At 64.7% G+C, this 26864-nt stretch carries 26 protein-coding genes and 1 tRNA gene; 15 read left to right on the forward strand and 12 right to left on the reverse strand.

Annotation, left to right across the window (positions count from 1 at the left end; all coding sequences use genetic code 11):
- Positions 1–39 precede the first annotated feature (39 nt).
- Together lipL and AC5Y5W_RS22175 are read right to left on the reverse strand one after the other, a co-directional pair.
- The gene (gene lipL, locus AC5Y5W_RS22170; RefSeq protein ID WP_500014035.1) at positions 40–1338 is read right to left on the reverse strand and encodes an esterase/beta-lactamase LipL; all 1299 of its coding nucleotides are present in this window, start codon (positions 1336–1338) and stop codon (positions 40–42) included.
- Positions 1339–1409: 71 nt separating this feature from the next.
- Positions 1410–1874, reverse strand: coding sequence for a peroxiredoxin (locus AC5Y5W_RS22175; RefSeq protein ID WP_499890137.1), 465 nt, complete (start codon positions 1872–1874; stop codon positions 1410–1412).
- Between the two features lie 62 nt (positions 1875–1936).
- Between AC5Y5W_RS22175 and AC5Y5W_RS22180 the strand changes: the two genes are divergently transcribed.
- The 11 genes from AC5Y5W_RS22180 (at position 1937) to AC5Y5W_RS22230 (ending at position 13553) form a co-directional block, all read left to right on the forward strand.
- A complete protein-coding gene (locus AC5Y5W_RS22180; protein WP_500014037.1) occupies positions 1937–3472 on the forward strand; it encodes an anthranilate synthase component I in 1536 nt (511 codons plus the stop codon).
- The gene (locus AC5Y5W_RS22185; protein ID WP_500014039.1) at positions 3465–4079 is read left to right on the forward strand and encodes a TIGR02234 family membrane protein; all 615 of its coding nucleotides are present in this window, start codon (positions 3465–3467) and stop codon (positions 4077–4079) included. Before AC5Y5W_RS22180 ends, AC5Y5W_RS22185 begins: the two co-directional genes overlap by 8 nt.
- 80 nt (positions 4080–4159) lie before the next feature.
- Positions 4160–4978, forward strand: a complete 819-nt coding sequence (trpC, locus tag AC5Y5W_RS22190) for an indole-3-glycerol phosphate synthase TrpC (protein WP_499898779.1) — start codon at positions 4160–4162, stop codon at positions 4976–4978.
- Between the two features lie 28 nt (positions 4979–5006).
- Positions 5007–6281 (forward strand): tryptophan synthase subunit beta, encoded by a 1275-nt coding sequence (trpB, locus tag AC5Y5W_RS22195; RefSeq protein ID WP_500014041.1) that lies wholly within the window; start codon positions 5007–5009, stop codon positions 6279–6281.
- A complete protein-coding gene (gene trpA / locus AC5Y5W_RS22200) occupies positions 6278–7087 on the forward strand; it encodes a tryptophan synthase subunit alpha (protein WP_500014043.1) in 810 nt (269 codons plus the stop codon). The genes trpB and trpA overlap by 4 nt, the downstream gene beginning before the upstream one ends.
- Positions 7087–8916 (forward strand): prolipoprotein diacylglyceryl transferase, encoded by a 1830-nt coding sequence (gene lgt, locus AC5Y5W_RS22205; RefSeq protein ID WP_500022626.1) that lies wholly within the window; start codon positions 7087–7089, stop codon positions 8914–8916. The genes trpA and lgt overlap by 1 nt, the downstream gene beginning before the upstream one ends.
- A gap of 27 nt (positions 8917–8943) precedes the next feature.
- Complete coding sequence (locus tag AC5Y5W_RS22210) at positions 8944–9330, forward strand: TM2 domain-containing protein (protein ID WP_500013074.1); 387 nt, start codon at positions 8944–8946, stop codon at positions 9328–9330.
- A complete protein-coding gene (locus AC5Y5W_RS22215) occupies positions 9320–9706 on the forward strand; it encodes a DUF2752 domain-containing protein (RefSeq protein WP_500013076.1) in 387 nt (128 codons plus the stop codon). The genes AC5Y5W_RS22210 and AC5Y5W_RS22215 overlap by 11 nt, the downstream gene beginning before the upstream one ends.
- 29 nt (positions 9707–9735) lie before the next feature.
- The gene (gene pyk, locus AC5Y5W_RS22220) at positions 9736–11154 is read left to right on the forward strand and encodes a pyruvate kinase (protein WP_499890110.1); all 1419 of its coding nucleotides are present in this window, start codon (positions 9736–9738) and stop codon (positions 11152–11154) included.
- Between the two features lie 24 nt (positions 11155–11178).
- Positions 11179–12021, forward strand: coding sequence for an acyl-CoA thioesterase II (locus AC5Y5W_RS22225; protein ID WP_500013173.1), 843 nt, complete (start codon positions 11179–11181; stop codon positions 12019–12021).
- Positions 12022–12155: 134 nt separating this feature from the next.
- The gene (locus tag AC5Y5W_RS22230; protein ID WP_500013078.1) at positions 12156–13553 is read left to right on the forward strand and encodes a bifunctional lysylphosphatidylglycerol flippase/synthetase MprF; all 1398 of its coding nucleotides are present in this window, start codon (positions 12156–12158) and stop codon (positions 13551–13553) included.
- A gap of 8 nt (positions 13554–13561) precedes the next feature.
- On the opposite strand, the gene AC5Y5W_RS22235 is transcribed toward AC5Y5W_RS22230, so the two are convergent.
- The 6 genes from AC5Y5W_RS22235 to AC5Y5W_RS22260 form a co-directional block, all read right to left on the reverse strand.
- Positions 13562–14113, reverse strand: a complete 552-nt coding sequence (locus AC5Y5W_RS22235; RefSeq protein ID WP_500013080.1) for a DUF4190 domain-containing protein — start codon at positions 14111–14113, stop codon at positions 13562–13564.
- A 35-nt stretch (positions 14114–14148) separates the two neighbouring features.
- The gene (cydC, locus tag AC5Y5W_RS22240) at positions 14149–15813 is read right to left on the reverse strand and encodes a thiol reductant ABC exporter subunit CydC (RefSeq protein ID WP_500013082.1); all 1665 of its coding nucleotides are present in this window, start codon (positions 15811–15813) and stop codon (positions 14149–14151) included.
- Entirely contained in the window at positions 15800–17380 is a 1581-nt protein-coding gene (gene cydD / locus AC5Y5W_RS22245; RefSeq protein ID WP_500013174.1) for a thiol reductant ABC exporter subunit CydD, read from the reverse strand. Before cydD ends, cydC begins: the two co-directional genes overlap by 14 nt.
- Positions 17381–17457: 77 nt before the next feature.
- Positions 17458–18498: a cytochrome d ubiquinol oxidase subunit II gene (cydB, locus tag AC5Y5W_RS22250; protein ID WP_500013084.1), complete on the reverse strand. Its 1041-nt coding sequence runs from the start codon at positions 18496–18498 to the stop codon at positions 17458–17460.
- A gap of 14 nt (positions 18499–18512) precedes the next feature.
- The gene (locus AC5Y5W_RS22255; RefSeq protein WP_500013086.1) at positions 18513–19970 is read right to left on the reverse strand and encodes a cytochrome ubiquinol oxidase subunit I; all 1458 of its coding nucleotides are present in this window, start codon (positions 19968–19970) and stop codon (positions 18513–18515) included.
- Between the two features lie 113 nt (positions 19971–20083).
- The gene (locus tag AC5Y5W_RS22260; RefSeq protein ID WP_500013088.1) at positions 20084–20713 is read right to left on the reverse strand and encodes an HdeD family acid-resistance protein; all 630 of its coding nucleotides are present in this window, start codon (positions 20711–20713) and stop codon (positions 20084–20086) included.
- Between the two features lie 144 nt (positions 20714–20857).
- Here AC5Y5W_RS22260 and AC5Y5W_RS22265 point away from each other — a divergent pair, with 144 nt between their 5' ends.
- The 3 genes from AC5Y5W_RS22265 to AC5Y5W_RS22275 all read left to right on the forward strand — a co-directional run bounded on the left by AC5Y5W_RS22265 (position 20858) and on the right by AC5Y5W_RS22275 (position 23280).
- Entirely contained in the window at positions 20858–21145 is a 288-nt protein-coding gene (locus tag AC5Y5W_RS22265) for a hypothetical protein (protein ID WP_500013090.1), read from the forward strand.
- A 69-nt stretch (positions 21146–21214) separates the two neighbouring features.
- The gene (locus tag AC5Y5W_RS22270; protein ID WP_500013092.1) at positions 21215–22516 is read left to right on the forward strand and encodes a WXG100 family type VII secretion target; all 1302 of its coding nucleotides are present in this window, start codon (positions 21215–21217) and stop codon (positions 22514–22516) included.
- On the forward strand, positions 22513–23280 hold the full coding sequence (locus AC5Y5W_RS22275) for a hypothetical protein (protein ID WP_500013094.1): 768 nt from the start codon (positions 22513–22515) through the stop codon (positions 23278–23280). The genes AC5Y5W_RS22270 and AC5Y5W_RS22275 overlap by 4 nt, the downstream gene beginning before the upstream one ends.
- 10 nt (positions 23281–23290) lie before the next feature.
- On the opposite strand, the gene AC5Y5W_RS22280 is transcribed toward AC5Y5W_RS22275, so the two are convergent.
- From AC5Y5W_RS22280 to AC5Y5W_RS22290, 3 genes are read right to left on the reverse strand one after another with little or no spacing between them, the layout of a single operon-like run.
- Positions 23291–24622 (reverse strand): adenylate/guanylate cyclase domain-containing protein, encoded by a 1332-nt coding sequence (locus AC5Y5W_RS22280; RefSeq protein ID WP_500013096.1) that lies wholly within the window; start codon positions 24620–24622, stop codon positions 23291–23293.
- Between the two features lie 23 nt (positions 24623–24645).
- On the reverse strand, positions 24646–25152 hold the full coding sequence (locus AC5Y5W_RS22285) for a DUF488 domain-containing protein (RefSeq protein WP_500013098.1): 507 nt from the start codon (positions 25150–25152) through the stop codon (positions 24646–24648).
- Positions 25152–25955: a TetR/AcrR family transcriptional regulator gene (locus AC5Y5W_RS22290; protein WP_500013099.1), complete on the reverse strand. Its 804-nt coding sequence runs from the start codon at positions 25953–25955 to the stop codon at positions 25152–25154. Before AC5Y5W_RS22290 ends, AC5Y5W_RS22285 begins: the two co-directional genes overlap by 1 nt.
- On the opposite strand from AC5Y5W_RS22290, the gene AC5Y5W_RS22295 reads away from it, so the two are divergent.
- The gene (locus AC5Y5W_RS22295; protein ID WP_500013101.1) at positions 25842–26681 is read left to right on the forward strand and encodes an alpha/beta fold hydrolase; all 840 of its coding nucleotides are present in this window, start codon (positions 25842–25844) and stop codon (positions 26679–26681) included. The two genes, AC5Y5W_RS22290 and AC5Y5W_RS22295, sit on opposite strands and share 114 nt — an antisense overlap.
- On the opposite strand, the gene AC5Y5W_RS22300 is transcribed toward AC5Y5W_RS22295, so the two are convergent.
- Positions 26682–26758 (reverse strand) — tRNA-Leu (locus AC5Y5W_RS22300). It abuts the gene before it with no gap.
- Positions 26759–26864 lie beyond the last annotated feature (106 nt).

Here is a 26864-nt window from a genome sequence, read left to right on the forward strand (position 1 = left end):
CCCACATCGAAGAACGCAACCAGCCGCCACCCTTCTAGGTCAGCGCCGGCCCACCGCCGCCCTGCGCTTGCTGGCTCGCCGACGATCCGGTGCGGGGAAGGGCGCACCGTAGTGAGGCACCTCCATCGGTCCGGTATGGCGTGCCGCGGTGATTGCACTGCGCATCGGCCGCGCCAAGCCCGCGAACGAGGCCATGTCGAAGACCATCGGGGTCAGCAGTCGGTTGTGGACATAGCCGAACGCGCTGCCGGTTTCCGGATCAGCCCAGCCGAGGGTTCCGCCCAAACCGATGTGCCCGAATCCCTTGAGCAGTCCGGGGATCGGGGATTCGTGATAACCCAGATGGAATGGCATGGGCACGAACATATTCAGATCGGGCAGTACCTTGGGTCGACCGGCCAGGCCACGCGCCAACTCGCCGGAGAGGAGCTCGGCGGCGCCCTCGGCGCGTCCGTTGTTGGCAAGTGCGGCATACATCTTGGCCAGCCCACGACCGGTCACGACGCCGTTGGCTGCTGGGACTTCACCGTCGAGGAATGGGATGTCGCCTTGCACAAAGGATTTCATTCCCGGGAAATACATCGCGCCCAAAACCCCGGAAAACCGTAGCCCGGCGACTTTGGGTGCGACGAAGTTGACGATCGGATTGGCTTGCCCGCTTTGCGGCACCAGGATCTGTGCCACCTGGGTGGGTGCGTCGGCAGGTGGGCGGCCGAGATGGACACCGTCGGTGTCGAGCGGACGCGCCACCTCGGTGCGAAAAAGTTCGCGCATTCCCAGCCCGGTCACCGATCGGGCCAGTCCCGACAGCAGCCAGCCGTAGGTCAACGCGTGGTAGGCGGGGAGCCCGTGCAGATGATCGACCGGCGCGGCGGCCAGTCGTTCCTCCATCAGGTGGTGATCCATTAACTCGGTTTTGCTGACGCCGTTGAGATGTGACAGTCCGGTGCGATGCCGCAGCACGTCGCGGACGGTGATGCCGGATTTGCCGTTGGCGCCGAATTCCGGCCAGTACTCGGCGACGGGCGCGTCGTAGGACAGCAGTCCGCGGTCGACCAGCCGGTGGATGACGGTTGCGGCGACTCCCTTGGTCGCAGAGAACACCATCGACCCGGTGTCGGCCGTCCAGCGCACCTCGCCGGCTCGGTCGGACCACCCGGTCCACACGTCGACGACCGGCCGCCCGTCGATATACACCGACAGCGCGCCACCGCCGAAGCGGCGGCCCGGGAAGAGCTGCGCGAACAACCGGACCACCGCTCCGAAACGCGGATCTGCGGCACCCTGCACGCCGCGCGGCAGGCCGTCGTTGGCGCGCAGAAGCGATTGCTGCGTCATGGCATCAACGATGCTCCCGCGCTGACCGCCCTACCGGCGGAATCGAGATATTCGTCAGGCCGGCATCCGGGCTATGCCGACGACCGTGACCGCAGCGTCGCCAGCGCCTTGTCGGCATGCGAATTGAAGTTGAACTCGCTGCCAATCACGTCGAGCACTCTGCGATCGGTGTCGATGACAAACGTCGTGCGCTTCACCGGCATCAGCTTGCCGAGCAGCCCGCGCTTGACCCCGAACTGGGCAGCAACCGCGCCATCGGCATCCGACAGCAACGGGTAGTCGAAGCTGTGCGCGTCGGCGAACTTGGCCTGCTTGTCCACCGCGTCGGTGCTGATGCCGACCCGTTGCGCGCCGACGGCGGCGAACTCACCGGCCACGTCACGGAAGTGGCACGCCTCGCGGGTACAGCCCGGTGTCATCGCTGCGGGATAGAAGAACAGCACGACGGGCCCGTCGGCAAGCAGGGCACTCAACGTGCGCGGTGCTCCGGTCTGGTCGGGAAGCTCGAAGTCGGTCACGGTGTCACCGGTTTTCATGGCCGTCACGCTACGCCGGGGGTCGACGCGGTGTCGCCGAAGATGGCTTGGAAGATGTAGGGGTGCATGCCGACCTCGCCACCACCTCACGCGAGGACTTCCGCGCGCTCGCAGCCGAGCACCGGGTAGTCCCCGTGACACGCAAGGTGTTGGCCGACGCCGAGACGCCGCTGTCGGCCTACCGCAAACTGGCCGACAACCGGCCGGGAACCTTCCTGCTGGAATCGGCCGAGAACGGCCGGTCGTGGTCACGGTGGTCGTTCATCGGCGCCGGCGCGCCGTCGGCGTTGACCGTGCGCGATGGCGAAGCGGCCTGGCTGGGCACCGTGCCCCAGGACGCGCCCACCGGTGGTGATCCGCTAGCGGCTCTGGATGCCACGCTCGAGTTGTTGGCCACCGCGGCGCTGCCCGGACTTCCGCCGCTCTCGGGCGGCATGGTGGGCTTCTTCGCCTACGACCTGGTGCGACGGCTGGAACGCCTGCCCGCATTGGCCACCGACGACCTTCAGCTGCCCGACATGCTGCTGCTGCTGGCCACCGATCTGGCCGCCGTCGACCACCACGAGGGCACCATCACGCTGATCGCCAACGCGGTCAACTGGAACGGCACCGACGAGCGGGTGGACTGGGCTTACGACGACGCGATCGCCCGGCTCGACGTGATGACCGCGGCGCTGAGTCAGCCGCTGCCCTCGACCGTCGCCACCTTCACCAGACCCGAGCCGCGACACCGGGCCCAGCGCACCGTGGCGGAGTACGGCGGGATCGTCGAGCGTCTGGTCGGGGAAATCGAGCGCGGCGAAGCGTTTCAAGTGGTGCCGTCGCAGCGCTTCGAGATGGACACCGATGTCGCACCGATGGATGTCTACCGAATGCTGCGGGTATCCAACCCCAGCCCCTATATGTACCTGCTGCATGTGCCGAATGATGCTGGCGGAACGGCATTTTCGGTCGTGGGATCCAGCCCGGAGGCGTTAGTCACCGTGCAGGACCAGTGGGCGACAACCCATCCGATCGCCGGGACCCGGTGGCGCGGGCAGACCGAGGAAGAAGACCAGCTGCTGGAGAAGGAACTGCTCCACGACGACAAGGAGCGCGCCGAGCACCTGATGCTGGTGGATCTGGGTCGCAATGATCTCGGCCGGGTCTGCGTGCCCGGCACCGTGCGCGTCGAGGACTACAGCCACATCGAGCGCTACAGCCACGTCATGCACCTGGTCTCCACGGTGACCGGGCTGCTGGCCGAGGGCCGCACCGCGCTGGACGCGGTGACCGCCTGCTTCCCGGCGGGCACGCTGTCCGGCGCGCCGAAGGTGCGCGCGATGGAGCTGATCGAAGAGGTGGAGATGACGCGGCGCGGCCTGTACGGCGGCGTGATCGGCTACCTCGACTTCGCCGGTAACGCCGATTTCGCGATCGCGATCCGCACCGCGCTGATGCGCGACGGCACCGCCTATGTGCAGGCCGGCGGCGGAGTGGTGGCCGACTCCAACGGCCCCTACGAGCACACCGAGGCGACGAATAAGGCCCGTGCGGTGCTGAACGCGATCGCCGCCGCGGAGACGCTCTCCGCCCCGGACACCGGCCGCAATGGCTGACCCTGGACGGGGGCGGCTGGCGATCCGGATCGCCCAACTGCTGCTGGTGATTGCGGCAGCGGGGTTGTGGGCGGCCTCGCGGCTGCCGTGGGTCGCGGTCGAGTCGTTCGACGGGCTCGGACAACCCAAGGCCGTTACCCTCTCCGGCGGGTCGTGGTCGACGGCTCTGCTGCCGTTGGCGGTGTTGCTACTGGTCACAGCGGTGGCCACGGTGGCCGTGCGCGGCTGGCCGCTGCGCATGCTGGCGGTATTGGTGGCAGCAGCCAGCCTGGCGATCGGTTATCTCGCTGTCAGCCAGTGGGTGGTGCGGGACGTGGCGGTGCGAGCAGCTGACCTCGCGCACGTTTCGCTACTGACGCTGGTCGGAAGCCAGCGGTATCACACCGGTGCGGCGATAACCCTGGTGGCAGCGGTATGCACGCTGGTCGCGGCGGTATTGCTGATGCGGTCGGCCGCCCCGACGGGTGCCACGAAATATGTCGCGCCAGCGGTCCGACGAGCGCAGGCAGAGCAGCACGACGGGGACATGTCGGAGCGGATGATCTGGGATGCGCTCGACGAGGGCCGTGACCCGACGCGACACGACCCGGACTCCGAGGGTCGGTGACGGACCGCGCGCTGACGGCCGCTACCCTTTCGGTGAACGTCATCGAAATCTGCGGGGCCCGCGGGGAAGGACCGACAGGTATGAGTTCGGCAACCGTGCTCGACTCCATCATCGAGGGAGTCCGCGCCGACGTTGCCGCTCGCGAAGCCGTCGTGAGCCTGCCCGAGATCAAAGCCGCCGCCGAAGCGATGCCAGCGCCGCTGGATGTGATGGCAGCGCTTCGTGAGCCGGGAATCGCAGTTATCGCCGAAGTCAAACGTGCCAGTCCGTCGGCGGGTCAACTGGCGTCGATCGCCGACCCGGCCAAGCTGGCCCGCACCTACGAGGACGGCGGCGCGCGAATTATCAGCGTGCTGACCGAGCAGCGCCGGTTCCATGGTTCGCTGGCTGATCTCGATGCGGTGCGCGCGGCCGTGTCGGTGCCGGTGTTGCGTAAAGACTTTGTGGTGGGGCCCTATCAGATTCACGAGGCGCGTGCCCATGGCGCAGACATGCTGCTGCTCATCGTTGCCGCGCTTGAACAGTCGGCGTTGGTGTCAATGTTGGAGCGCACCGAGTCGCTCGGCATGACTGCGCTGGTCGAGGTCCACACCGAGGAAGAAGCCGACCGCGCGCTCAAAGCCGGCGCCCGGGTGATCGGGGTGAACGCCCGCGATCTGATGACGCTCAAAGTCGACCGGGATTGCTTCGCCCGCATCGCTCCTGGGCTACCGACCGACGTGATCAGAATTGCCGAATCCGGCGTGCGGGGCACTGCCGATCTGCTGGCCTATGCCGGCGCCGGTGCTGACGCGGTGTTGGTCGGCGAGGGTCTGGTCACCAGCGGCGATCCCCGCGCCGCCGTCGCCGACCTGGTCACCGCGGGCAGGCATCCCTCTTGCCCGAAGCCGGCCCGCTAGATCAGCTAGTCCGCATGGACATTGAGTGATGGCAGATTTTTCCGGTCCGGAACTCCCGCGTTCCAGCGCGGCCATCGCCGAACCGACTAGCCACGACCCCGATTCGCGAGGGCATTTCGGTGCGTACGGCGGCCGATTCGTCGCCGAGGCGTTGATGGCGGTGATCGAGGAGGTCACCGCGGCCTACGACAAGGCCCGTACCGATCAGGGGTTCCTGGACGCCCTCGATAAGTTGCAGGCGCACTACACCGGTCGGCCGTCCCCGCTGTACGAAGCCGCACGCCTGTCCGAGCACGCTGGCGGTGCGCGGATATTCCTCAAGCGAGAAGACCTGAACCACACCGGTTCTCACAAAATCAATAACGTGCTTGGGCAGGCCTTGCTGGCCCGCCAAATGGGTAAGACCCGGGTGATCGCCGAGACCGGCGCCGGCCAGCACGGGGTGGCGACCGCCACGGCGTGCGCGCTTCTCGGTCTGGAGTGCGTCATCTATATGGGCGCGGTCGACACGGCGCGCCAAGCGCTCAACGTAGCCCGCATGCGGTTACTGGGCGCCGAGGTGGTGTCGGTGGAATCCGGCTCGAAAACTCTCAAAGATGCGATCAACGAGGCTTTTCGAGATTGGGTCACCAACGCCGACAACACCTACTACTGCTTCGGCACTGCCGCGGGACCGCATCCGTTTCCGACCATGGTGCGCGATTTCCAGCGGGTCATCGGACTCGAAACGCGCGTGCAGATCCAGGATCAGGCCGGGCGATTGCCCGACGCCGTGACAGCGTGTGTCGGAGGCGGATCCAACGCCATCGGGATTTTCCACGCGTTCCTCGACGACCCCGGTGTTCGGCTGATCGGGTTCGAAGCCGCCGGCGACGGCGTCGAAACCGGGCGCCATGCCGCAACGTTCACCGGCGGGTCGCCGGGCGCGTTCCAGGGGTCGTTCTCCTATCTGTTGCAGGACGAGGACGGTCAAACCATTGAGTCACACTCGATTTCAGCAGGACTGGACTATCCCGGCGTCGGCCCAGAACACGCATGGCTTAAAGAAATCGGCCGCGCCGAGTACCGGCCGATCACCGATACCGAGGCAATGGACGCGTTCAGTCTGCTCTGCCGGACCGAGGGCATCATCCCTGCCATCGAATCTGCGCACGCCGTGGCAGGCGCGCTCAAGTTGGGCGTCGAGATGGGCAGGGGAGCGGTCATCGTGGTGAATTTGTCTGGCCGCGGTGACAAAGACGTTGAAACCGCAGCGAAGTGGTTCGGCCTGCTTACCGGTTCATCGGATGAGGGCCGTTCGTGATTGTCGAGCAGAGCGAAGCAAGCCGACTCGCCGAGCTGTTCAGTTCATGCCGTCGAGACAACCGGGCAGCGCTGATCGGTTATCTGCCCACGGGATACCCCGACGTTCCCGCGTCAATCAGCGCGATGACCGCGTTGGTCGAATCAGGGTGCGACTTGGTCGAAGTCGGCGTTCCGTATTCGGATCCCGGAATGGACGGGCCGACGATCGCGACGGCTTCCGAGGTCGCGCTTCGTGGCGGTGTTCGCGTGCGAGACACCTTGGCCGCTGTTGAGGCCATCAGCGCGGCCGGTGGCCGCGCGGTCGTGATGACCTATTGGAACCCGGTGCTGCGCTATGGGGTTGACGCGTTCGCGCGGGACCTCGCGGCGGCCGGCGGCCATGGCCTGATCACGCCGGACCTCATCCCCGACGAGGCCGACGAGTGGTTGGCTGCCTCCGAGGAGCACCGGTTGGATCGCATCTTCCTCGTCGCGCCGTCGTCGACGCCGCAGCGCTTGGCGGCGACGGCCGACGCATCACGGGGCTTCGTCTACGCTGCATCGATCATGGGTGTCACCGGTGCGCGTAACGCGGTGTCGCAGGCCGCCCCCGAGTTAGTGCGCCGGGTACGAGCGGTTTCCGATATACCCGTCGGCGTCGGCCTGGGTGTGCGGTCGGCTGAGCAGGCGGCGGAAATCGCCGGATACGCTGACGGGGTCATCGTCGGGTCGGCGCTGGTGTCAGCGCTGGCCGACGGCGTCACCGCGCTCCGCGCACTGACCGAAGAGCTTGCTGTGGGTGTGCGCCAAAGGATTTCCACATAATGACGACAACCGTTCTTGCCTATTTTCCCAGTCCGCCACGAGGAGTGTGGTATCTGGGACCCGTCCCGATCCGGGCCTACGCGGTGTTCATCATCATCGGCATCGTGGCCGCGCTGGTGATCGGTGATCGCCGGTGGGTTGCTCGGGGCGGGGAGCGCGGGGTCATCTACGACATCGCGCTGTGGGCCGTGCCTTTCGGGCTGATCGGCGGCCGGCTCTATCATGTGGCCACCGATTGGCGGACGTATTTCGGTGAGTTCGGCTTAGGTCCGCTCGCGACGTTGCGCATTTGGGATGGCGGGTTGGGCATTTGGGGCGCGGTGGCCCTGGGCGGGGTCGGTGCGTGGATAGGCTGCCGACATCGCGGTATCCCACTTCCCGCCTTTGCTGATGCGGTCGCGCCCGGAATTGTGTTGGCGCAGGCGATCGGTCGGCTCGGAAATTACTTCAACCAGGAGCTCTACGGCCGGGAAACCACGTTGCCGTGGGGCTTAGAGATCTTCAGCCGCGGCCCGTACGGATGTAGCGGCCAACAACCACTTGACGGCGTATCGACCGGCGAATTGTGCGTCGTCGTGCACCCGACGTTTCTCTACGAATTACTCTGGAACGTCCTGGTATTCGTCGCGCTGATTTATCTCGATCGACGATTCAGAATCGGGCATGGCCGACTGTTTGCGCTATACGTCGCCGGGTATTGCTTCGGAAGATTCTGTGTCGAGCTGCTACGCGACGACGCTGCGACCCACATCGCCGGGATCCGAGTCAACTCCTTCACAGCGACGTTCGTCTTCATCGGTGCCGTGGTCTATCTCATTCTGGCTCCCAAGGGCCGCGAGGATCTGGGGGCGCCCGCCGCGACGGCTGGCGAGAAACCGGAGTCGGGGCGGGCTGCGGAGCTTGCACCTGTGGCATCCGCCGCCGCGGGCGCGGGTACTGCGGAGTCGGTTGATTCCGGAGAACCGGCGACAGCGGCGGAAGCCGAAGCGGTCGAGCCCGAGGAGCTCGATACGGCGGCGACGCAGGCTGCCGATGACGAATCGGAGGCGGTCGCGGCAGCGGCCGAAGAAGCTGAAGCCGATGCGGCCGTGGCCGAGGTAGGGGCGGACGCCGAGCCTGAGGCTGACGCTGAGCCGCCAGAGGCAGAAGACGTAGCCGAGGAGCCCGAGCCCGAGGGTGAAGCGGAGGAGGCCGAGGAAGCGGAACCGGAGGCTGAGGCCGAAGCCGAGCCTGAGGCTGAAGGTGAGGAAGCTGACGCTGAAGCTGAGCCGCCAGAGGCAGAAGACGTAGCCGAGGAGCCCGAGCCCGAGGGTGAAGCGGAGGAAGCCGAGGAAGCGGAACCGGAGGCTGAGGCCGAAGCCGAGCCTGAGGCTGAAGGTGAGGAAGCTGACGCTGAAGCTGAGCCGCCAGAGGCAGAAGACGTAGCCGAGGAGCCCGAGCCCGAGGGTGAAGCGGAGGAAGCCGAGGAAGCGGAACCGGAGGCTGAGGCCGAAGCCGAGCCTGAGGCTGAAGGTGAGAAAGCTGACGCTGAAGCTGAGCCGCCAGAGGCAGAAGACGTAGCCGAGGAGCCCGAGCCCGAGGGTGAAGCGGAGGAGGCCGAGGAATCAGAAGCGGAGGTCGAGGCGCCCGAGTCTGAGGTTGAGGAAGTCGAGCCCGAAGAGGCTGAGGAAGAGCCCGAACCAGCCGACGTCATCGCCGGCGAAAGCGAACCACCCGCCGCCGAAGACGACGCCGAAGAATCGGCGCCGGATGTGGCTGCACCGATCAGTCCCGCCTCAACGGGGTGGAGGTCACGGCTGAGCAGGCTAAGGCGCAGGTCGACAAGGTAACGACCCGCGATCGCCAGCGGAACTGGCATGCTGAAGGACGTGACCGACTCTTCTGGTGAATCGCGTCCGCAGCAACCGGGCTATCCGCCGTATTCGCCGCCGCCACCGCAGCCGTATCCGCCGGGCAACGTTGCCGACCCGGCGGCGCCCTACGGTCGGCACCCCGTGACCGGCGAGCCGCTGTCGGACAAATCGAAGGTCGTGGCCGGCCTTCTGCAACTGCTCGGACTGGTCGGCATCGTTGGTGTCGGCCGCATCTACCTGGGTCAGACCGGGCTGGGCATCGCGCAGATGATTGTGGGCCTGGTGACCTTCACGGTTGGCGCCGTCATCTGGGGCATCGTCGACGCCGTGTTGATACTCACCGACAAGGTGCGCGACCCGCAGGGCCGGCCACTGCGCGATGGACCCTAGCCGAGGTGTAATCGGTTCTGGGGCGCTGCTGATTGGCGCCGTCGCATACGTCGGCCTGGTGGACCCCCATCAGCAGAATTCGATCTACCCCGCCTGCCCGTTCCGGCTGCTCACCGGCTGGAACTGCCCGTTGTGCGGGGGGCTTCGCGTGACGCACGACGTACTGCACGGCGATCTCGTCGCCGCAGTCGCCGACAACATGTTTGTGCTCATCGGCCTTCCGCTGCTGGCGGCGTGGATCCTGCTGCGCCGCCACCGCCACAAAGCGGTCCTGCCGTTGCCTGCGATCGTCACTGTTGCGATCGCCACAATCGCGTGGTCCGTGCTGCGCAACCTGCCTGGTTTCCCGCTGGTTCCGATGCTCGTTACCGGGTAGGTCGGCCACCGCGACTATGCTGTGTCGTCGTGACGCGGCGCGGCAAGATTGTCTGTACTCTCGGCCCGGCCAGCAACACCGACGAGTCGGTCAGAGCGCTGGTCGAGGCTGGAATGGACGTCGCCCGAATGAACTTCAGCCACGGCGACTACAGCGATCACAAGGCCGCTTACGAACGCGTTCGCGCGGCTTCGGACGCCACCGGTCGCGCTGTCGGGCTGCTGGCTGACCTACAGGGCCCGAAGATCCGATTGGGCCGGTTCGCAGACGGCCCGACTTACTGGGCGAACGGCGAAACGGTGCGGATCACCGTCGCTGATTGCCCGGGCAGCCACGATCGAGTGTCAACGGCCTACAAACAGTTGGCCCAAGATGCACTCCCCGGTGACCGGGTTCTGATCGACGACGGCAAGGTCGGCTTGGTGGTCGAAGACATCGACGGCGACGACGTGGTCTGCACCGTCACCGAAGGTGGGCCGGTCAGTAACAACAAGGGAATGTCGCTGCCCGGGATGAACGTGTCGGCTCCTGCCTTGTCGGAGAAGGACATTGAGGATCTGGAGTTCGCACTGGACCTGGGTGTCGACATGGTGGCGCTGTCGTTCGTGCGGTCGCCGTCCGATGTCGAGTTGGTGCATGAGGTGATGGACCGCGTCGGGCGCCGGGTACCGGTGATCGCCAAACTCGAGAAGCCAGAAGCCATCGACAATCTGGAAGCGGTGGTACTGGCCTTCGATGCCGTGATGGTGGCCCGAGGTGACTTAGGCGTAGAGCTGCCACTCGAAGAAGTCCCGCTGGTGCAGAAGCGGGCCATCCAAATGGCCCGGGAGAACGCGAAACCCGTCATCGTCGCCACCCAGATGCTCGACTCGATGATCGAGAACTCCCGCCCGACTCGCGCCGAGGCGTCCGACGTCGCCAACGCAGTGCTGGACGGCGCGGACGCGCTGATGCTGTCCGGAGAAACCGCCGTCGGCAAGCACCCGCTCGCCGCAGTGCAGACGATGGCACGGATTGTCTGCGCCGTCGAAGAGAATTCGACAGCCGCACCGCCGCTGACGCACGTGCCCCGCACCAAACGCGGCGTGATCTCCTACGCCGCGCGCGACATCGGCGAGCGGCTCGACGCCAAAGCCCTTGTCGCATTCACCCAGTCCGGGGATACTGTGCGGCGGCTGGCCCGATTGCACACCCCACTGCCGCTGCTGGCCTTCACGCCACTGCCCGAGGTGCGCAGCCAACTTGCGATGACATGGGGCACCGAGACTTTCATCGTTCCGACGATGCAGTCCACCGACGCGATGATCCGTTTAGTCGACAAAGCGTTGCTCGATCTTGGCCGCTACAAACGCGGTGATCTCGTCGTCATCGTCGCGGGCGCCCCGCCCGGCACCGTCGGCTCCACCAACTTGATCCACGTGCACCGCATCGGCGAGGACGACGTCTAGAACGTGTCCGACTTCGACGAGTTGATGGCGATACTGGATCTTCACTGCGTGGCCGACGACGTCTTCATCGGATCGCACGCGAGCAAGAATCCGCCTCGAACCTTCGGCGGCCAGCTCATGGCGCAATCGTTCGTGGCGGCCAGTCGCACACTGACCCGCGACCTGCCGGCCAACGCGTTCTCCGTTCACTTCGTCAACGGCGGCGACATCGACAAGGACATCGAATTCCGGGTGTTGCGGTTGCGCGACGAACGCCGCTTCGCCAACCGCCGCATCGATGTGACGCAGAACGGCACATTGCTGGCGACCGGAATGATCTCGTACCTGTCCGGCGGACGCGGCCTCGAGCACAACATCGAACCGCCCGATGTCGCCCAACCGGATGCTTTGACACCGGTCAAAGAGCAGCTGCGCGGCTACGAGGACAAAGTTCCGTTGTTCGTCAACGCACTGCAGCCGATCGAGTGGCGCTACACCAACGACCCATCCTGGGTGATGCGCGACAAGGGAGAGCGGCTCGACTACAACCGTGTCTGGGTGAAAGCCGACGGGAAGCTGCCCGACGACCCCACGCTGCACACCGCGACGATGCTGTACTGCTCGGACACCACGGTGCTGGACTCGATCATCACCACCCATGGGCTGTCGTGGGGATTCGACCGCATTTTTGCCGCCACCGTCAATCACTCGGTGTGGTTTCACCGCCAGGTCAATTTCGACGACTGGGTGCTGTACTCCACGTCGTCGCCGGTGGCGACGGATTCGCGTGGGTTGGGCACCGGCTATTTCTTCGATCGTTCCGGACAGCCAGTAGCCACGGTGGTGCAGGAAGGCGTCGTCAAATATTTTCCCAGTTCACGGGGATAACGACCGAGCGGCGGCATACGGCAACGATCTGATTGCGACGCGCGCCACACCAGTACAGCAATCAGGGTCGAGGCGTAGCGTTCTGGGTATTACACCTAGACCGGAATGGCCACGTAGAGCAACCGGAGGAGCGTGTGAACCAGTCGTCGGTCGGCGTCGCGCCCAGCGTCCGCGCAGGCGAGCGGGTCGTCGTTCACGTCGATTCGCCCGCGGCGCGCTGGATTGGCGCATTTGCCCTGCTCGGCGCGACGTGCTGGCTGATCGCGATCGTTGTCCGCGAACACTTGCAGGCCGACTGGGAGCCCGCGGGCCGGTTGGCATGGTCGCTGACGGTGCTGGCCGCGGTCGCGCTGATCGCCCGTGGCATCTTCCTGGGTCGTCCGGTGACGGCCAAGCACGCGGCGGTTGCGGTCTTCATGTTGTTCGCCGGCATCGCCGCGCACGTGCTGTCCTTCGATCTGCTGGGCCATCTACTGGTCGCCGGGACGGGGCTGGCGCTGATGTGGCCAACAGCGGCGCGCCCGCAACCGGCGGATCTGCCCAAGGTGTGGGCGTTGATCCAAGCAACCGCCGGGGATCCGCTGGCACCGTTCGCCATGCAGGTGGGCAAGTGTTACCACTTCAGTTCCGACGGTAGGGCGGCCCTGGCATACTGCACCCGCATCGGGTATGCCGTCGTCAGCGGTGACCCGATCGGCGACGAAGCGCAATTTCCGCAACTGGTCGCCGATTTCGCGGGTATGTGCCACACCCGCGGTTGGCGGATTGTGGTGTTGTGTTGCAGCGAGCGAAAACTCGAGCTGTGGAGCGACGCAGCCGCGCTGGGACAGCCGTTGCGGGCGGTGCCGATCGGTCGAGATGTCGTTATCGACGTGCGCGACTTCGAAATGGTCGGCCGTAAGTTCCGCAATCTACGTCAGGCCGTCAAGCGCACCCACAATTGCGGTATCACCACCGAGATCCTGTGCGAACAGAACCTCGACCCGCAGCAACTTGCCGAACTGACCGAAGTGCTGAAAGCGTCGCCCAGCGGCGCCCACACCGAACGCGGATTTTCGATGGCGCTCGACGGCGCGTTGGAAGGCCGCTACCCAGGGGTGCAATTGATCGTGGCCAGGGACGCCGCGGGACGAGTACAGGGCTTCCACCGCTACGCGGTTGCCGGCGGTGGAAGCGATCTGTCTCTCGACGTGCCGTGGCGCCGACGCGGGTCGCCCAACGGAATCGACGAGCGGCTCAGTGTCGACATGGTTAACGCTGCTAAAGAGGCTGGGGCACAACGGCTATCGTTGGCATTCGCTGCGTTCCCGGAGATCTTCGACGAAAAGCAGCGCTCACGGACGCAGAGCATTTTCTACCGGCTGATTCACCTTGGCGACCCGCTGATCGCGCTCGAATCGCTGTACCGCTATCTGCGCAAGTTCCGTTCGCTGGGTGACCGGCGGTATGCGCTGGTGAGATTGACCCAGGTGGTTCCGCTGCTCTACGTGCTGATGTCGCTGGAGTTCATCCCGCGACGACGGCGGCTTTGAACTGGCGCCTACGGCGTGGGCGGGGGAGTTGTCAGCGTGCCGCTGATGCGGTTCTGGACCTTTTCCCGGAACTGATCCGCGCACTGCTGTTGGCGGGTTCGGTTCGAGCCGGCGTTCTCCAGGCAGTCAAAGTAGGTGTCACCGCCGACGTCTTTCCAAAGCGCAAACCAGATCGGAATGAAGGCCAAGCCGACGACGATCGCCACGATGCCCAGTGCGATACCGGCGATGGCGACTCCGCCATTGTTGGCGCGGCCGCGTTTGGCCCGCGACCATCCGAAAAATCCGACCGCCACGGCAGCGATTCCGAGGATGACGCCGCCGAAGACCGACCACACCATCGCCAGTCCAACAATGGCCACCACCAGCGCGACAACGCCGAGTCCGTTCCGTGGCGCAACAGGGGGCGTCGGATAACCGAAATACGTTTGGCGTGGCGTCAGATAGTCGCCGGGCGGATATGGATATTGGTACGGATACTGCTGGTACGGCGTTCCGGTTTCCGTACTCTTCTCAGGCGTTCCGGGCTTCTCCGACGGTCCGTCGGGGAATTCGGTCATGGCTCGCTCTCCGGATCGGGCGGCGTGGACGACTGTCAGCCAGGGTACCTGCCATCACCTATGGCTAGTTCGGCACAGTGGATGGAATGGGGCAACTGGTGGGTGGCCACCACGACGGATCGTTGTTCGTCGATGACCCCACTGGCCGGGTCGAGGAGAGCACGCAGAAGCGGTTCGGCGTCAGCGGCATCGAGATGTTCGGTCGGTTCATCGAGCAGTACGATTCGCGCCGGCGAGATCATCGCCCGGGCCAGCAACAGTCGCCTGCGTTGGCCCGCCGACAGCGCCTGCGCTCCGCCCTCCAACACCGTCCCCAAACCATCGGGGAGGCCGGTCGCCCACCCGTCGAGGCCGACCCGCCGCAGGATCGCGGCCAGCTCGTCATCTCGGCAGTCGCCTCGTGCTACCAACAAGTTGTCCCGCACAGTGGTCGCGAAGATATGCGCATCTTCGGCGAAAAAGCCGATAGCAGAGCGTAATTCAGGCTCAGCAATGCTGTCGAGGCACACGCCGTCGAGAGTGACGTCCCCGTGCAACGGGGGGAGCAACCCGGCAAGCGTCATCAGCAGTGTGGTTTTGCCCGAGCCGCTGGCACCGGTGACGGCCAGCCTGGCGCCTGGGGCCAGATCAATGGTCCAGGGGTGCAGCGCGCGCGACCCGGGATGACCACTACGCACATCCACCGCACGGAGTCGGCCCGCTGTCCAAGCCGGTGGCGTGACCCGGGTGGTCCGGTTAGGCGGCGGCGCTGCGGGAAGCAGGTCGAGCAGGCGTCGCGCGGCCAGCCGTGACCGCGTCAATTGGACGGCGGCGGCCGGTAGCGCCAGCGTGGCCTCGAAGGCCGACAGTGGCAACAACATCAAAATCGCCAGTGTCGTCGGAGCGACGGTACCGGCCATGGCGATGCCCGCCACCGCGGCGCCCAGCACGCTGACTCCGATCGCGGCGGTCGGCATCGCCTCGGCGACCGCGGCCGGTTTTGCAACGGAGTCGATGGCGGCGCCCCAATTACACTGGCGCTGCTGAGACTCAGTGATAACGCCGGGCAGAGTGCCGCCGACGCGTAGCTCAGACCCGTGGTCCAGCGCCAGCATCGCCGAGACGTTTCGGTCCGAGTGATGCTGCTGCGCCAGGACTTCCTGGGCAGTTGCCGCGCGCGCGGCCAGCCAGGGCGCGACGACACCAACAGCTAGCAGGCAGAGCGCCATGATCACTGCGGCCGGTACGGAGATGACCGCGACGACGGCCGTCGCCGCCACGGCCAGTACCGCCGCAACGCTGATGGGCAACACGGCGCGGACCAGCGCGTCGGCCAACTGGTCGACATCAGTGCCAACCCGGGCAACTAGTTCGCCGCTGTGCAGCCGGGCCGCGATTTCGGCCGGTCCGTGCGCCAGGCGATGATAGATCTCGGTGCGGGCGGCTCCCGCAGCGCACAGTGCGGTGTCATGGCTGGCCAGCCGCTCGCAATAGTGCAGTACCCCACGGGAAATCGCGAATGTCCGTACCGCCACCACGGCGACCGATAGATCCAGCACCGGCGGCATCTGCCACGCACGGGTAATCAGCCAGGCCGATACTCCGGCCAGCGCCAACCCGCTGGTCAACGAGAGCGCGCCGAGTGTGATGGCCAGCAGCAGTCGCGGCAGGCGCGGGCGTAGTAACCGCAGCGCGGTCGGCAAAGGATCAGACGTGGGCATGATCCTCCGCACAGACCTCGACGACTTGATCGCCGATCCCGACGACTTGCTGACGATGTCCGACAACCACCACGGTCGCACCGGCGCGGGCTCGTTCGATGATCGCCTGTAACACCCCGGCTTCGGTTTCCGCGTCGAGGTGGGCGGTGGGCTCGTCGAGCAGCAGCACCGGCGCCGCCGAACCGAGCGCGCGAGCCAGGCCGAGGCGCTGCCGCTGACCCACCGACAGGCCGACACCGCCACGGCCGATCACGGTGCGCGGTCCGTCCGGCAGGTCCGCCAGCACCGCATCAAATCCAGATGCGGCGCAGGCGCTTTCACCATCGGGCAGTTGGCCGAACAGAACCAGGTTGTCGGCGATGGTGCCAGGCACTATTACCGGCCGCTGTGCCAGCCAGGACACTTCACGCCACCACGCCGACGGGTCCAAGTCGGTGACGTCGATACCGACCACGGTGACCCGGCCCGACGTGGGCATGGTGATACCCGCGATCACCTGCAAGGTGGTACTTTTGCCGACCCCGTTGGCCCCGGTGAGCACGGTCACCTGACCGGGCTCGAGCACGGCGCTGAGTTCACGCGGTGACCAGCCGTCACGGCCCGCAACACTGAGCTCCTCGATCCTGATCGTCGCGCCGCGGGCGGTCACCGTGCGCGATCCGCGCACCGCGCCCGCTGAGCCCTCGATCAACGCGAACGCCTTGTCCGCCGCGGTGCGACCGTCCTGGGCGGCGTGGAACTCCACGCCAATGCGCCGCAGCGGCCAGTACGCGTCGGGAACCAGTAGCAAGACCGTCAACGCTGCGGTGAGGCTGATTTCACCGAACACCAGCCGTAGACCGATGCTGACCGCGACGACGGCGACACCCAGCATGGCCAGCAGCTCAAGCACCAACGCGGAGAGGAAGGCGATCCGCAGCGTCGCCATTGCCGAACGCCGGTGAGCTGCGCCGAGTTCGGCGATGCGATGCTCGGGGCCGCTGGCACGCCCGAGAGCACGCAGGGTGGGAATCCCGGCGATCAAATCCAGCAGCCGGGCCTGCAGCGTGGTCATCGCGGCGAGTGCCGCTGCCGAGCGGTCGGCGGTCGCCATGCCGATCAACACCATGAAGACCGGAATGAGCGGCAGGGTGATCAGCACTATCACCGCCGATTTGAGATCGTAGGCACCCAGCACGATCACGCTGGCGGGGGTCAGGATCGCCGCCAGCAGCAACGCGGGCAGGTATGCGGTGAGGTACGGGCGCAACCCGTCCAGTCCGCGCGTGACCACTACCGCGGCGGCGTCATGCTGTTCTGCTTGTCGCCGGGGTTCTCGCATCGTCACCGCCGTGAGTACCTGACCGCTGAGATCGGCGATCACCGCGCTGGCCCCGCGTTGGCCTAATCGTGCCTGAAACCATTGCGTCACAGTCCGAACCGCCCACAACGCCGACAGGGTCGACAGCACCGGCGCCCACTGCAGGAGATTGCGTCCGGCGGGATCGGTGATTACCCGAGCGACAATGTGCGCCAGCATGATCGCCGAGCCGATCGCGCAGGCGGAGATCACTACACCGCAGCACACGGTCGCCGCCAAGAAGCTACGCAGTGGGGCAGACCTCCGCCACAATCGCGGGTCCAGCGGTGCCCGACTGCTCGCGTTCAGGATGCTCGCCTCACCAGACCGATCGCCGGCGGTATCCGATCAGCCGAAATACGCTGACGGAAAACCCAATACGTCCACCCTTGGTACACCATGGCCAACGGTGCGAAGATCGCCGCCGCCCACGTCATGATCTTCAATGTGTACGGGGTGGAGGACGCGTTCTCGATCGTCACGCTCCATTGCGGGTTCAGCGTCGATGGCACCAGGTTCGGATACAACGCGCCGAACAACAACACCACCACCGCGGCGACGACCAGGCCGGCGCAGAAGAACGCCCAACCTTCGCGCTTGCGGCCGGCCACCAACACCACCGCTGCCAACTGCGCGATAACCGCGGTGGCCAAAACCAGCCAGGTCCAGGTTTTGCCGTGAGCCAGTTGCGTCCAAATCCCGAAGCCGCCAACCAGTGCCGTCACCGGCAGTGACAGCCACCCGGAGATCCGCAACGCGTCGTCGCGGATCGAGCCCGATGTTTTCAGCGCGATGAACAGCGCGCCGTAGAACAAGAACAGGCCCGCCATAGCCAAACCGCCCAGCACCGTATAGGTGTTGAGCACATCGGTGATCGACAGGTGGACATGGTGGTCGGCGTCCACCGGGAGGCCGCGGACCAGAATCGCGAACGCTACGCCCCACAGCACTGCCGGCAGCCAGGAGCCGGCCGCGATCCCGAAGTCAGCCCAGCCGCGCCACTGCGTGTCGTCGATCTTGCCGCGCCACTCGATGGCTACCGCACGCAGGATCATGCCGAAGAGGATCGCCAGCAGCGGCAGGTAGAGCGTGGAGAATACGGTGGCGTACCAGCCGGGGAATGCGGCGAACATCGCTCCGCCGGCAGTAATCAGCCACACCTCGTTGCCATCCCATACCGGGCCAATGGTGTTGAGTGCGGTTCGCCGATTCATCTCCGGGTCGCCGCTGCCCAGCCGGGCCAGGGGCTCCATGAGCATGCCAACCCCGAAGTCGAAACCCTCGAGGATGAAGAATCCGAGGAACAATGCCGCGAGCAAGCCGAACCACAGCTGGTGAAGTGCCACAGGTCAACTCCTCTCTAGTAAGCGAACGACAGCGGTGCCACCTCGTCGGCGTCGGGTGGGCTCGGTGGCGCCGGTTCGGCGTCGTGTTCCTGCGGTCCTTCCACGACATAGCGCTTCAGCAAAAAGAACCAGATCACCGCCAGCACCGCATACACCAGCGTGAATGTCACCAGTGAGGTGACGACCATGCCCGGCGCATGGTTTGACACGCCTTCGGTGACGGTGAGGCGGACCTGCTGGTCGCCGGTGGGGTTAGGCACGACGATCCAGGGCTGGCGGCCCATCTCGGTGAATACCCAACCGGCGCTGTTGGCCAAAAACGGTGCGGGAATGGTCAATAACGCTAGCCACGAGAACCACCGCTGATCGGGAATCCGGCCGCGGCGAGTCAGCCACAAGGCGGTGAGTGCGAACAGCAGCGGGATCGCCAGGAATCCGATCATCGCGCGGAAGGACCAGTAGGTGACGAACAGGTTGGGTCGGTAGTCGCCTGCGCCGAACCGGTCTTGGTAGTCGCGCTGGATATCGCGTACGCCGTGCAGCGTCACGTCGTTGAATCGGCCCTCGGCCAAAAACGGCAGAACATAGGGCACCTCGATGACGCGGGTCAGCGCATCGCAGTTGTTCTGCCGGCCGACGGTCAGGATAGAGAAGTCGGGGTCGGTGGCGGTGTCGCACAGTGATTCTGCCGACGCCATTTTCATCGGCTGCTGGGCGAACATCAACTTGCCCTGCGCGTCACCGGTGAAGAACAACCCGACTGCCGCCGCAAGCGCGACCCAGCATCCCATAATCGTCGCTGGGCGGTACATGGTGCGCGCATCGTCGCTGGCGGTTCCGTTGTGCGAGCGCACCATCCACCACGCGCATACCGCTGCGACGAATGTTCCGCCGGTCAGCAACGCGCCGGTGACGGCATGTGAGACCGCGGCCTGGGCAGTGTTATTCGTGAAGAGGGCCATAATGCTGTCCAGTTCGGCACGTTTGGTTTCCGGGTTGTAGTGCGCGCCGACCGGGTGCTGCATGAACGAGTTGGCCGCAATGATGAAGAACGCGGATACGTTGACCGAGATCGCAACAATCCAGATGCATGCCAGGTGCACCAGCCTGGGTAGCCTGCTCCAACCGAAGATCCACAACCCGATGAAGGTGGACTCAAAGAAGAATGCGGCCAGGCCTTCCATGGCCAATGGCGCGCCGAAGACGTCGCCGACGAACCGGGAATACTCACTCCAATTCATCCCGAACTGGAATTCCTGCACGATCCCGGTTGCCACGCCGAGGGCGAAGTTGATCAAAAACAACTTGCCGAAGAACTTGGTGAGCCGATACCAGGCGACGTTGTCGGTGAACACCCATACCGTCTGCATGACAGCGACCAGCGGTGCCAGACCGATCGTGAGTGGCACGAATATGAAGTGGTAGACGGTGGTGATCCCGAACTGCCACCGCGATACGTCGACGACGTCCATCTCACATCTCCCCAAACTGCGGAGCGCGTATTGCTACGCCCAACTACGACGCAGTGTAGTAGCTGTGCCCGTGATGATCCACCACGATGTCGTGAAGGTCACGGTCGTACCCGTCAGATCGCTCCGGGAGGCTCGCTGGATATGGGTTGGCCAATTCCGCGGTTGAGCGCTTTGGATGCGCTGCGGATACCGAACGACGAGACGATCTCGAACACTCCGATAACGATCAGCCAGATGCCGACGACAATGGCCAGCACACCGATGGATTCGAACGGAGATGCAATCAGCACGATCCCGGCGAGCAGGCTGATCACACCAAGGAAAATCTGCCAGCCGCGGCCCGGAAGGGCCGGGTCGCTGATCGCGGAGATCGCGGTGGCCACACCACGGAAGATGAAACCGATACCGATCCAGATAGCCAGCAGCAGAATCGAATTCGCAAGGCTACGGAAGCACAGCAGTGCCAGGATCAGCGAGGCTGCCCCGCTGATAAATAGCAGCACCCGTCCGCCGGCCGAGACGTGCAGGCTGAACGCGAAGATCACCTGCGCAATCCCGGTCACCAGCAGGTAGGCGCCGAACACAATGGCCGCGACCAGGATGCTGATACCTGGCCAGACCAAGGTCAAAATGCCAAGGGACAGTGCCAGAATGCCCGAGACCAAAGTGGACTTCCACAAATGCGGCAACAAGTTTGGGACAGCGGTGGGTTGCATGTGCGGATTCTCCCACATGGCCGCCATTCCAGTGCTGAGTTTGCCGGGCGTCAGACGCCGGCTCGTTGGGTAGCTCCGAACGACGGAAATTCGCGGCAGAGCCGACCTCGAACCGCGGTTAGTATCAGGCGGACGCTTGAGAGAGAAAGTCAATCCGAGGCAGGGGTAGGGATGCTGGTCGATCCGGAGGTATTGCGCGCATTTGCCGGTGAGGTAAGCACTGCGTCAGAACTCATCAAGTCTGCCGATGTCGGCCACAAGGCGTCTGCCGCGGCAGATCAGCTCGACGGCTCCACGACGCAGTGGGCGGCGCAGCTAGTCGGCGGTCATGTGACTGAAGCCGCCAACAAGATTGCCGAGGCCGTGAGTGCCATGGGCGTGGCAGTGCGTGGGGCAGGCGATCGCTACGAAGTCACCGACGGCGCCTTGGCGGGCAATTTCAATAAGCTCTTCGCCTGATCGATGCTCCCGTCGCGTCCACGGCTTGAACGCTGGAACCCCAGTTCACTGTCTTCCACCGGTCCTGCCGTGGGTACGGCTGGCCACTCGGTGGAGGAGGCGGTCGATCGGATCAACAACAATCTCAAGATCATGCCCGAAACCAAGGCTTGGTCCGGTTCGGCACATGATGCGGCGTCGCAGATGTTCGACCGTGGCCACAAGCAGGCTCAAGGCTTTTCGGACTATGCCGCTGCGATCGGCAAAGCGCTAGCGGATGGTGCCGGCCCGATTGGTAGCGCCCGTGCCGCGTTGCTGAGTAAGGCGGATGAGATTGATCGGGATCCTGACCTGCATATCACCGACCAATGGGTCGTCTTGATCAAACCCGCGGCGCTGACCGCTGAGCAAATGACGACACTGAACGCGCGGGTGGTAACCGAGCAGGGCGCCGTCAACACGTTACTTACGGCCGTCGGCAGCGCCGACGAAACCACGGCATCAAATGTCACGGCAGTAGCTCAACGGTTCGGATTCGTCGTTCCGACTGGGATGGCTGGAATGATGACGCCCGGTGGTCACCGTCCGCAGGACGAGGTTCCCAATCCGGCAACCGGCCCCGGCCTGTACCAACAGTCACTGGTGCGCGGCGAGGACATGGCCGTGACCGTTCGGGACACCACTCAGGGCTACGACAAGGAGGGCCATTACGTCAAAACGCTCACCATGCAGGACGGCAGCAAACATGTCATGACCGAATACCACTACGACTACGCGCACGGTGTCCCAGAAATGACGACTGACGAACACTGGGACGCCAACGGCAACTGGATTTCGAAAACCAGCTCCACCAAGACACCCAATGGCTCGACTCAGACAATCATCAGCTGGGCCGATGGAACACAGTTCGTCGGGTCAATGACGCCCGACGGTCAGCGCACCGCCGCCTTTACGCTGCCCGACGGTCGCCACGGCGTCTTACCGCCGAACAACCCGTTCTTCACCGGACCAGCTCCCAAGGTCGTTGGCGGCGCGCTGACCGGATTAGAGGATTATGCCGAGCGCGGCGGGCGGATCCCGGGATTGTCGATGGATGCCGTTGAGAATATCGGCAAGGGTGCGCGGTATGCGGGACCAGCGCTGGGCGTACTCACCACCATCTATGGGGTGGGCTCAGCGCCGACATTGCACGATGCGTGTGTAGCAGGTATTGCCGGAACATTCGGCGTCGCAGGGGATTATGCAGGTGGCGTAGCGGGTGGCGCGTTCGGTGGTGCTTTTCCCGGCATCGATGTCGTCACCGGTCCAGCGGGAGCCGTTGCCGGGGCTTATTACGCTGGCAAATGGATGGAGTCGCTCGGTCATAAAGTCGGCGAGGCGTTCTGCTCATGACCCAGCTACCCCAACCACCGCATTGGCGCGACAAACGCGTCACGTTGATGCTCGGAGCGGTTCTCTTTGGAGTCATCGCAATAGCTACCGCGGTGCTGGGCATCCAGAAGCTTCAGCATGGCCAGGTCTTGACCGCCGTCATGGTTCTCGGTGGCGTGATCGTTCCCGCGTGCCTAGCAGCACTCGGAGTTCGGGTCAGTTTCTCCACGTCGCCGTTGCGTGCAACAAGCGATTCGCGGGGAACTACGCTGCATCCCGATCGGATACTTATTGGGCTGGGCTTCGTCATGCTGATCGCCATAGTGGCTATCGGCACGTTGTACCTCATTAATCTGCCCCGCGGTGTTGTCGACCTACCGTCGGGGCACTTCGGGCGAGTCGGCAGTCCAATCCTCGTCGCTCTCGCGGTGGCCATCTCTGGCGGGGGCCTGATCGCCTTCGCCCGTCGCCGCACGGCAGGCTATGTGAGGCTTGGTCCGTCCGGATTCGAACTGGTCAACCTTGTGCTGACCCAAGATGGGTCCTGGGTCGATGTCGTCGACATCATCGACGAATACGCGGATAAGCAAGCTCGCCATCCCACCGTCTTCGTGATGAAAGACGGAAAGCGCCGCGTTCTCAAGAACACCGGCGGCTTTGCGCCCAGCGGCGCCGCGCTGTACTGGATGATTCGCCATTACTGGAAGCACCCGGAGAACCGCGCCGAACTCACGGACGGCCGCGCCCTCGAACGCCTCCGGACAGAACGATTCGTCCCGGAGTGAGCGGTAGGTCTCAGACTTTTGCGGTCTGAGACGCCACAGCATGAGCGCCGTCCAAACCGGTAGCTGGCTTACGGCCGACGAGATACCAGGTTCGCATCACGCCTTTGCCTTTAACCTCGACGTCGCCGCGCTTCTCAAGCACGAAGTCATCTTTCAACCGCTGGTAAACCGCCTCGGGCACTTGGATGCGTCCTTCGGTATCAGTGGACTCCATCCGAGATGCGACATTGACCGCGTCGCCCCACACGTCGTAAAAGAACCGGCGGGACCCCACGACACCGGCGACCACCGGACCGCTGGCGAGGCCGATACGCAGCGGAACCGGGCTACCATCACGATCGGTCAGTCTGGACGCGACGTCGCCCATGTCCAGCGCCAGGTCTGCCAGCGCCTCGACGTGGTCTCGTCGCGGCCACGGTACGCCACTGACAACCATGTACGAGTCACCGCTGACCTTGATCTTCTCCAGCCCGTGTTTGTCAACCAGTTCGTCGAAGTCGCTGTACAGCCGATCCAGGAATCGGATCAACTTATCCGGCGGGACATCGCTGGCTCGCTCGGTGAAACCGGCGATGTCGGCGAACAAGACCGAGGCGTCGTCGTATTTGTCGGCGATGACATCCCGCGCCGGATCTTTGAGCCGAGCCGCGATACTTGCGGGCAGCATGTTCGCCAGCAGGGTTTCCGACCGTTCATGTTCCATCTCCATGGCCGCTTCCGCTCGCGCGGTATCACGAAGCGCGTACCACATAGACACCACCACCATCACGCACGCTGAAACGGTGGTGATGACGAAGCCGAGTGACTGAGCCCCGGGCGGCTGAATTCCGGTGTCGCGCGGGACGAGGAACTCAAGCGCGATCACCAGCCCGGCGGCGGCAGCCGCCAGGCCGGCCGCTAGGGCGATGTGTTCGATGCCGAGCTGCAGCACCACTAGACAGGCCGCAACCAAGAAGAAGAACTGCAAACCCGTGCCGGTGCCCAGGATCCAGCAGATGGTAAAAATCGATACATATGCGGTGCACAGAAATGTCAGCGGCGCAACGAGTTCCCCGAAGCGATGGAGTAACGGGACAATCGCGAAGATCGCGGCAGCGGCGATACTGATGAGTCCGGTGCGCCACCATTCGGGCCCGGTCAGAAACCCGACAATCTCGAAGGCCACGCTTACGATCACGGCGATCCAGGCGTTGACGTTGAGCACCCGGCGGCGTCGCGAGATGCTGTCGACGTAGTGCTGGACACGGGCGCGAGATTGAGCCCGCGCTGCTGCCACGCAGTCCGGCGATCGCGACGCACCTGCGGTCCTTGCCGGTGGCACGCCGCATTTCTTAGCCGCCACCCCAAAAGCCTAACAATCTCCGGTCAGAACTCCTCGGGTAATTCCTTGGTCAACCACTCCGAGGTGTGGTGTTCGGAAAGTGACCCATTGGGCATGATGTGCTGGACCAGCCGTCCATCGCGGGTGGCCAGGTCGGCGATCATCCGCCGGTGACAACGCCACCACATCGGCTCCCCGCACATGATCGCAACATTGCGGGTGTCGGCGTCTCGCAGCAGTTGCTGATATGCGGCGCGAAACGCCGGTGTGCGGGTGTGGGCGGCGTAGTTGGCAAACGACTGGTTCTCCCACCACCGGTCTCGCGGTATCGGCGTGGTCGGGGGCTTGCGGCGCCCACCCAGATCGGCTTCATGGCGGTACTCGATCCCCGCCTCACCCAGCCAGCCCGGCATGACCTGCTTGGACACGTCGGGATTGCGGCGCGAACCCGGGAAGCTGCGCACGTCGACGAGCAGCCCGATGTCGTGCTGGCGCAGCACCGCGGCCAGCTCCTCAGCGGTTTTGGCGCCATGGCCGATGGTGAACAGCACTAGTCCTGGGTGCCCTGGTCCGTGGCACAGATAACGTGCACGGTCGCGTCGATGATCGCGTTGATGACGTCCGGTTGCGCGCCGGTCCGGGTCCGCAGCGCCAGCGTGTTGAGCGTGCCGGTGGCCAGCTGGGCCAGCGCGGCGGGGGCGAGCGGTGCCAGCTCGCCGTCGCGCTCGGCCTGCTCGAAGCGGTCGGTGAAGAGCTGGGTGAACGCATCGAAGGTCGATTCGACGACAGCACGTACTTTCTCGTTGCGGCGTGCCTCGGTGACTGCAGTGCCGATCAGAAAACACCCTCGGGGTCTGTCATCGCCGGCCAGATACCAGCGCGTCGCGCCGTGATAGACCGCACGCAGCACGTGGGCGAGCGGGCGTGGTTGAGCGAGCTGATGCGCCAGCGCGGCGCGGCTGTCGTCCGCATAGCGTTCGACCGCTTTGAGATACAGCGCTTCCTTGTCGCCAAACGCCGCGTAGATGCTCGGGCGGTTCATGCCCATCCTGCTCGCGAGCTCGTCTAGCGAGGTACCGGCATACCCGGGCCCCCAGAAGGCGTCGCGTGCGCCCGCGAGCGCCCGGTCAGGGTCGTAGGCACGCGGGCGGCCTCGTGGTTTGGGTTCCGATGTCGGCATTTTGTACCTATCCGCGAGTGATGCTGGCAGCGCCGCTAATTTTATACTACTTTGTACAAAATGAGCTCGGTCTGCGAAATCGACGGTCGGCGCGTGCACTTCATCGACCAGGGCAGCGGAGAACCCGTTCTGCTGCTGCACGGCTATCCGCAAAGTTCGTCCTGTTGGCGCCATCAGATTCCGGATCTGGCGATGAACCACCGAGTCATTGCGCCGGACTGGCCCGGCTTCGGCCGCTCCGAACCGCCCGCGACACCGCCCAGCTACGACGCCGAAGTAGCAAGGATCGAACAGTTAGTGCAGGCGTTGGGCCTGCGGCAATTCAATCTTGTCGCGCACGACTACGGCGGGTTCCTCGGACTGGGCTATGCCATGCGATATCCAGCGCGGGTGCAGCGCTTGGCGCTGTTGAATACCCGCGGGCACAGCGTTTTTCAGCCATGGTTCTACCGGTTCTCCGTCGCACAGTGCTGGGCGGCCGCCCACTCACCCGGTCTGTTGCAGCGGCTGCCGCTTCGTCGCATTCATCACTATGCGCTGCGCCGCTACCGGCAACTGGGCTGCTTCGACGCGATGTTGGAAAACGAATATCTCGGTTGGATGGACGACGCCCGCGGCAGAAGGACATTCGTCGAGTTCTTCGCGCACTATCACCTGCCGCGGATACCTCGGCTTGCGGACGGGCTCGCTGAAATCGATTGTCCGACTGCGGTCATCTGGGGCGACCGCGATCCATACATTCCGTTGGATACCGCGCTTGAGTTAGCCGAGCGTATCCCGGGCGCGACCCTGACGCGGCTTGCCGGCGCTGATCACTACGTCATGGAAGAACGGCCGGACGAGGTGACCTCGGCGCTGCTCGGTCTGTTGGAAAGAAAACCGGCTGCGCATCCGACGTGATGGTGCCCTCGGTGAGATTCGAACTCACACTGTACGGGTTTTGAATCCGTTTCCTCTGCCAGTTGGGATACGAGGGCATCTGCGGCAGGCAACCCCGCCGGCATCCCACCTTAAAGGATTCGGGCAGCTGCCTCTGCTCACAACCCCGCGGTCGTCTCTCACAGCGACCCACGACACAATGTC

This window comes from Mycobacterium sp. NGS51 (genome assembly GCF_059812525.1).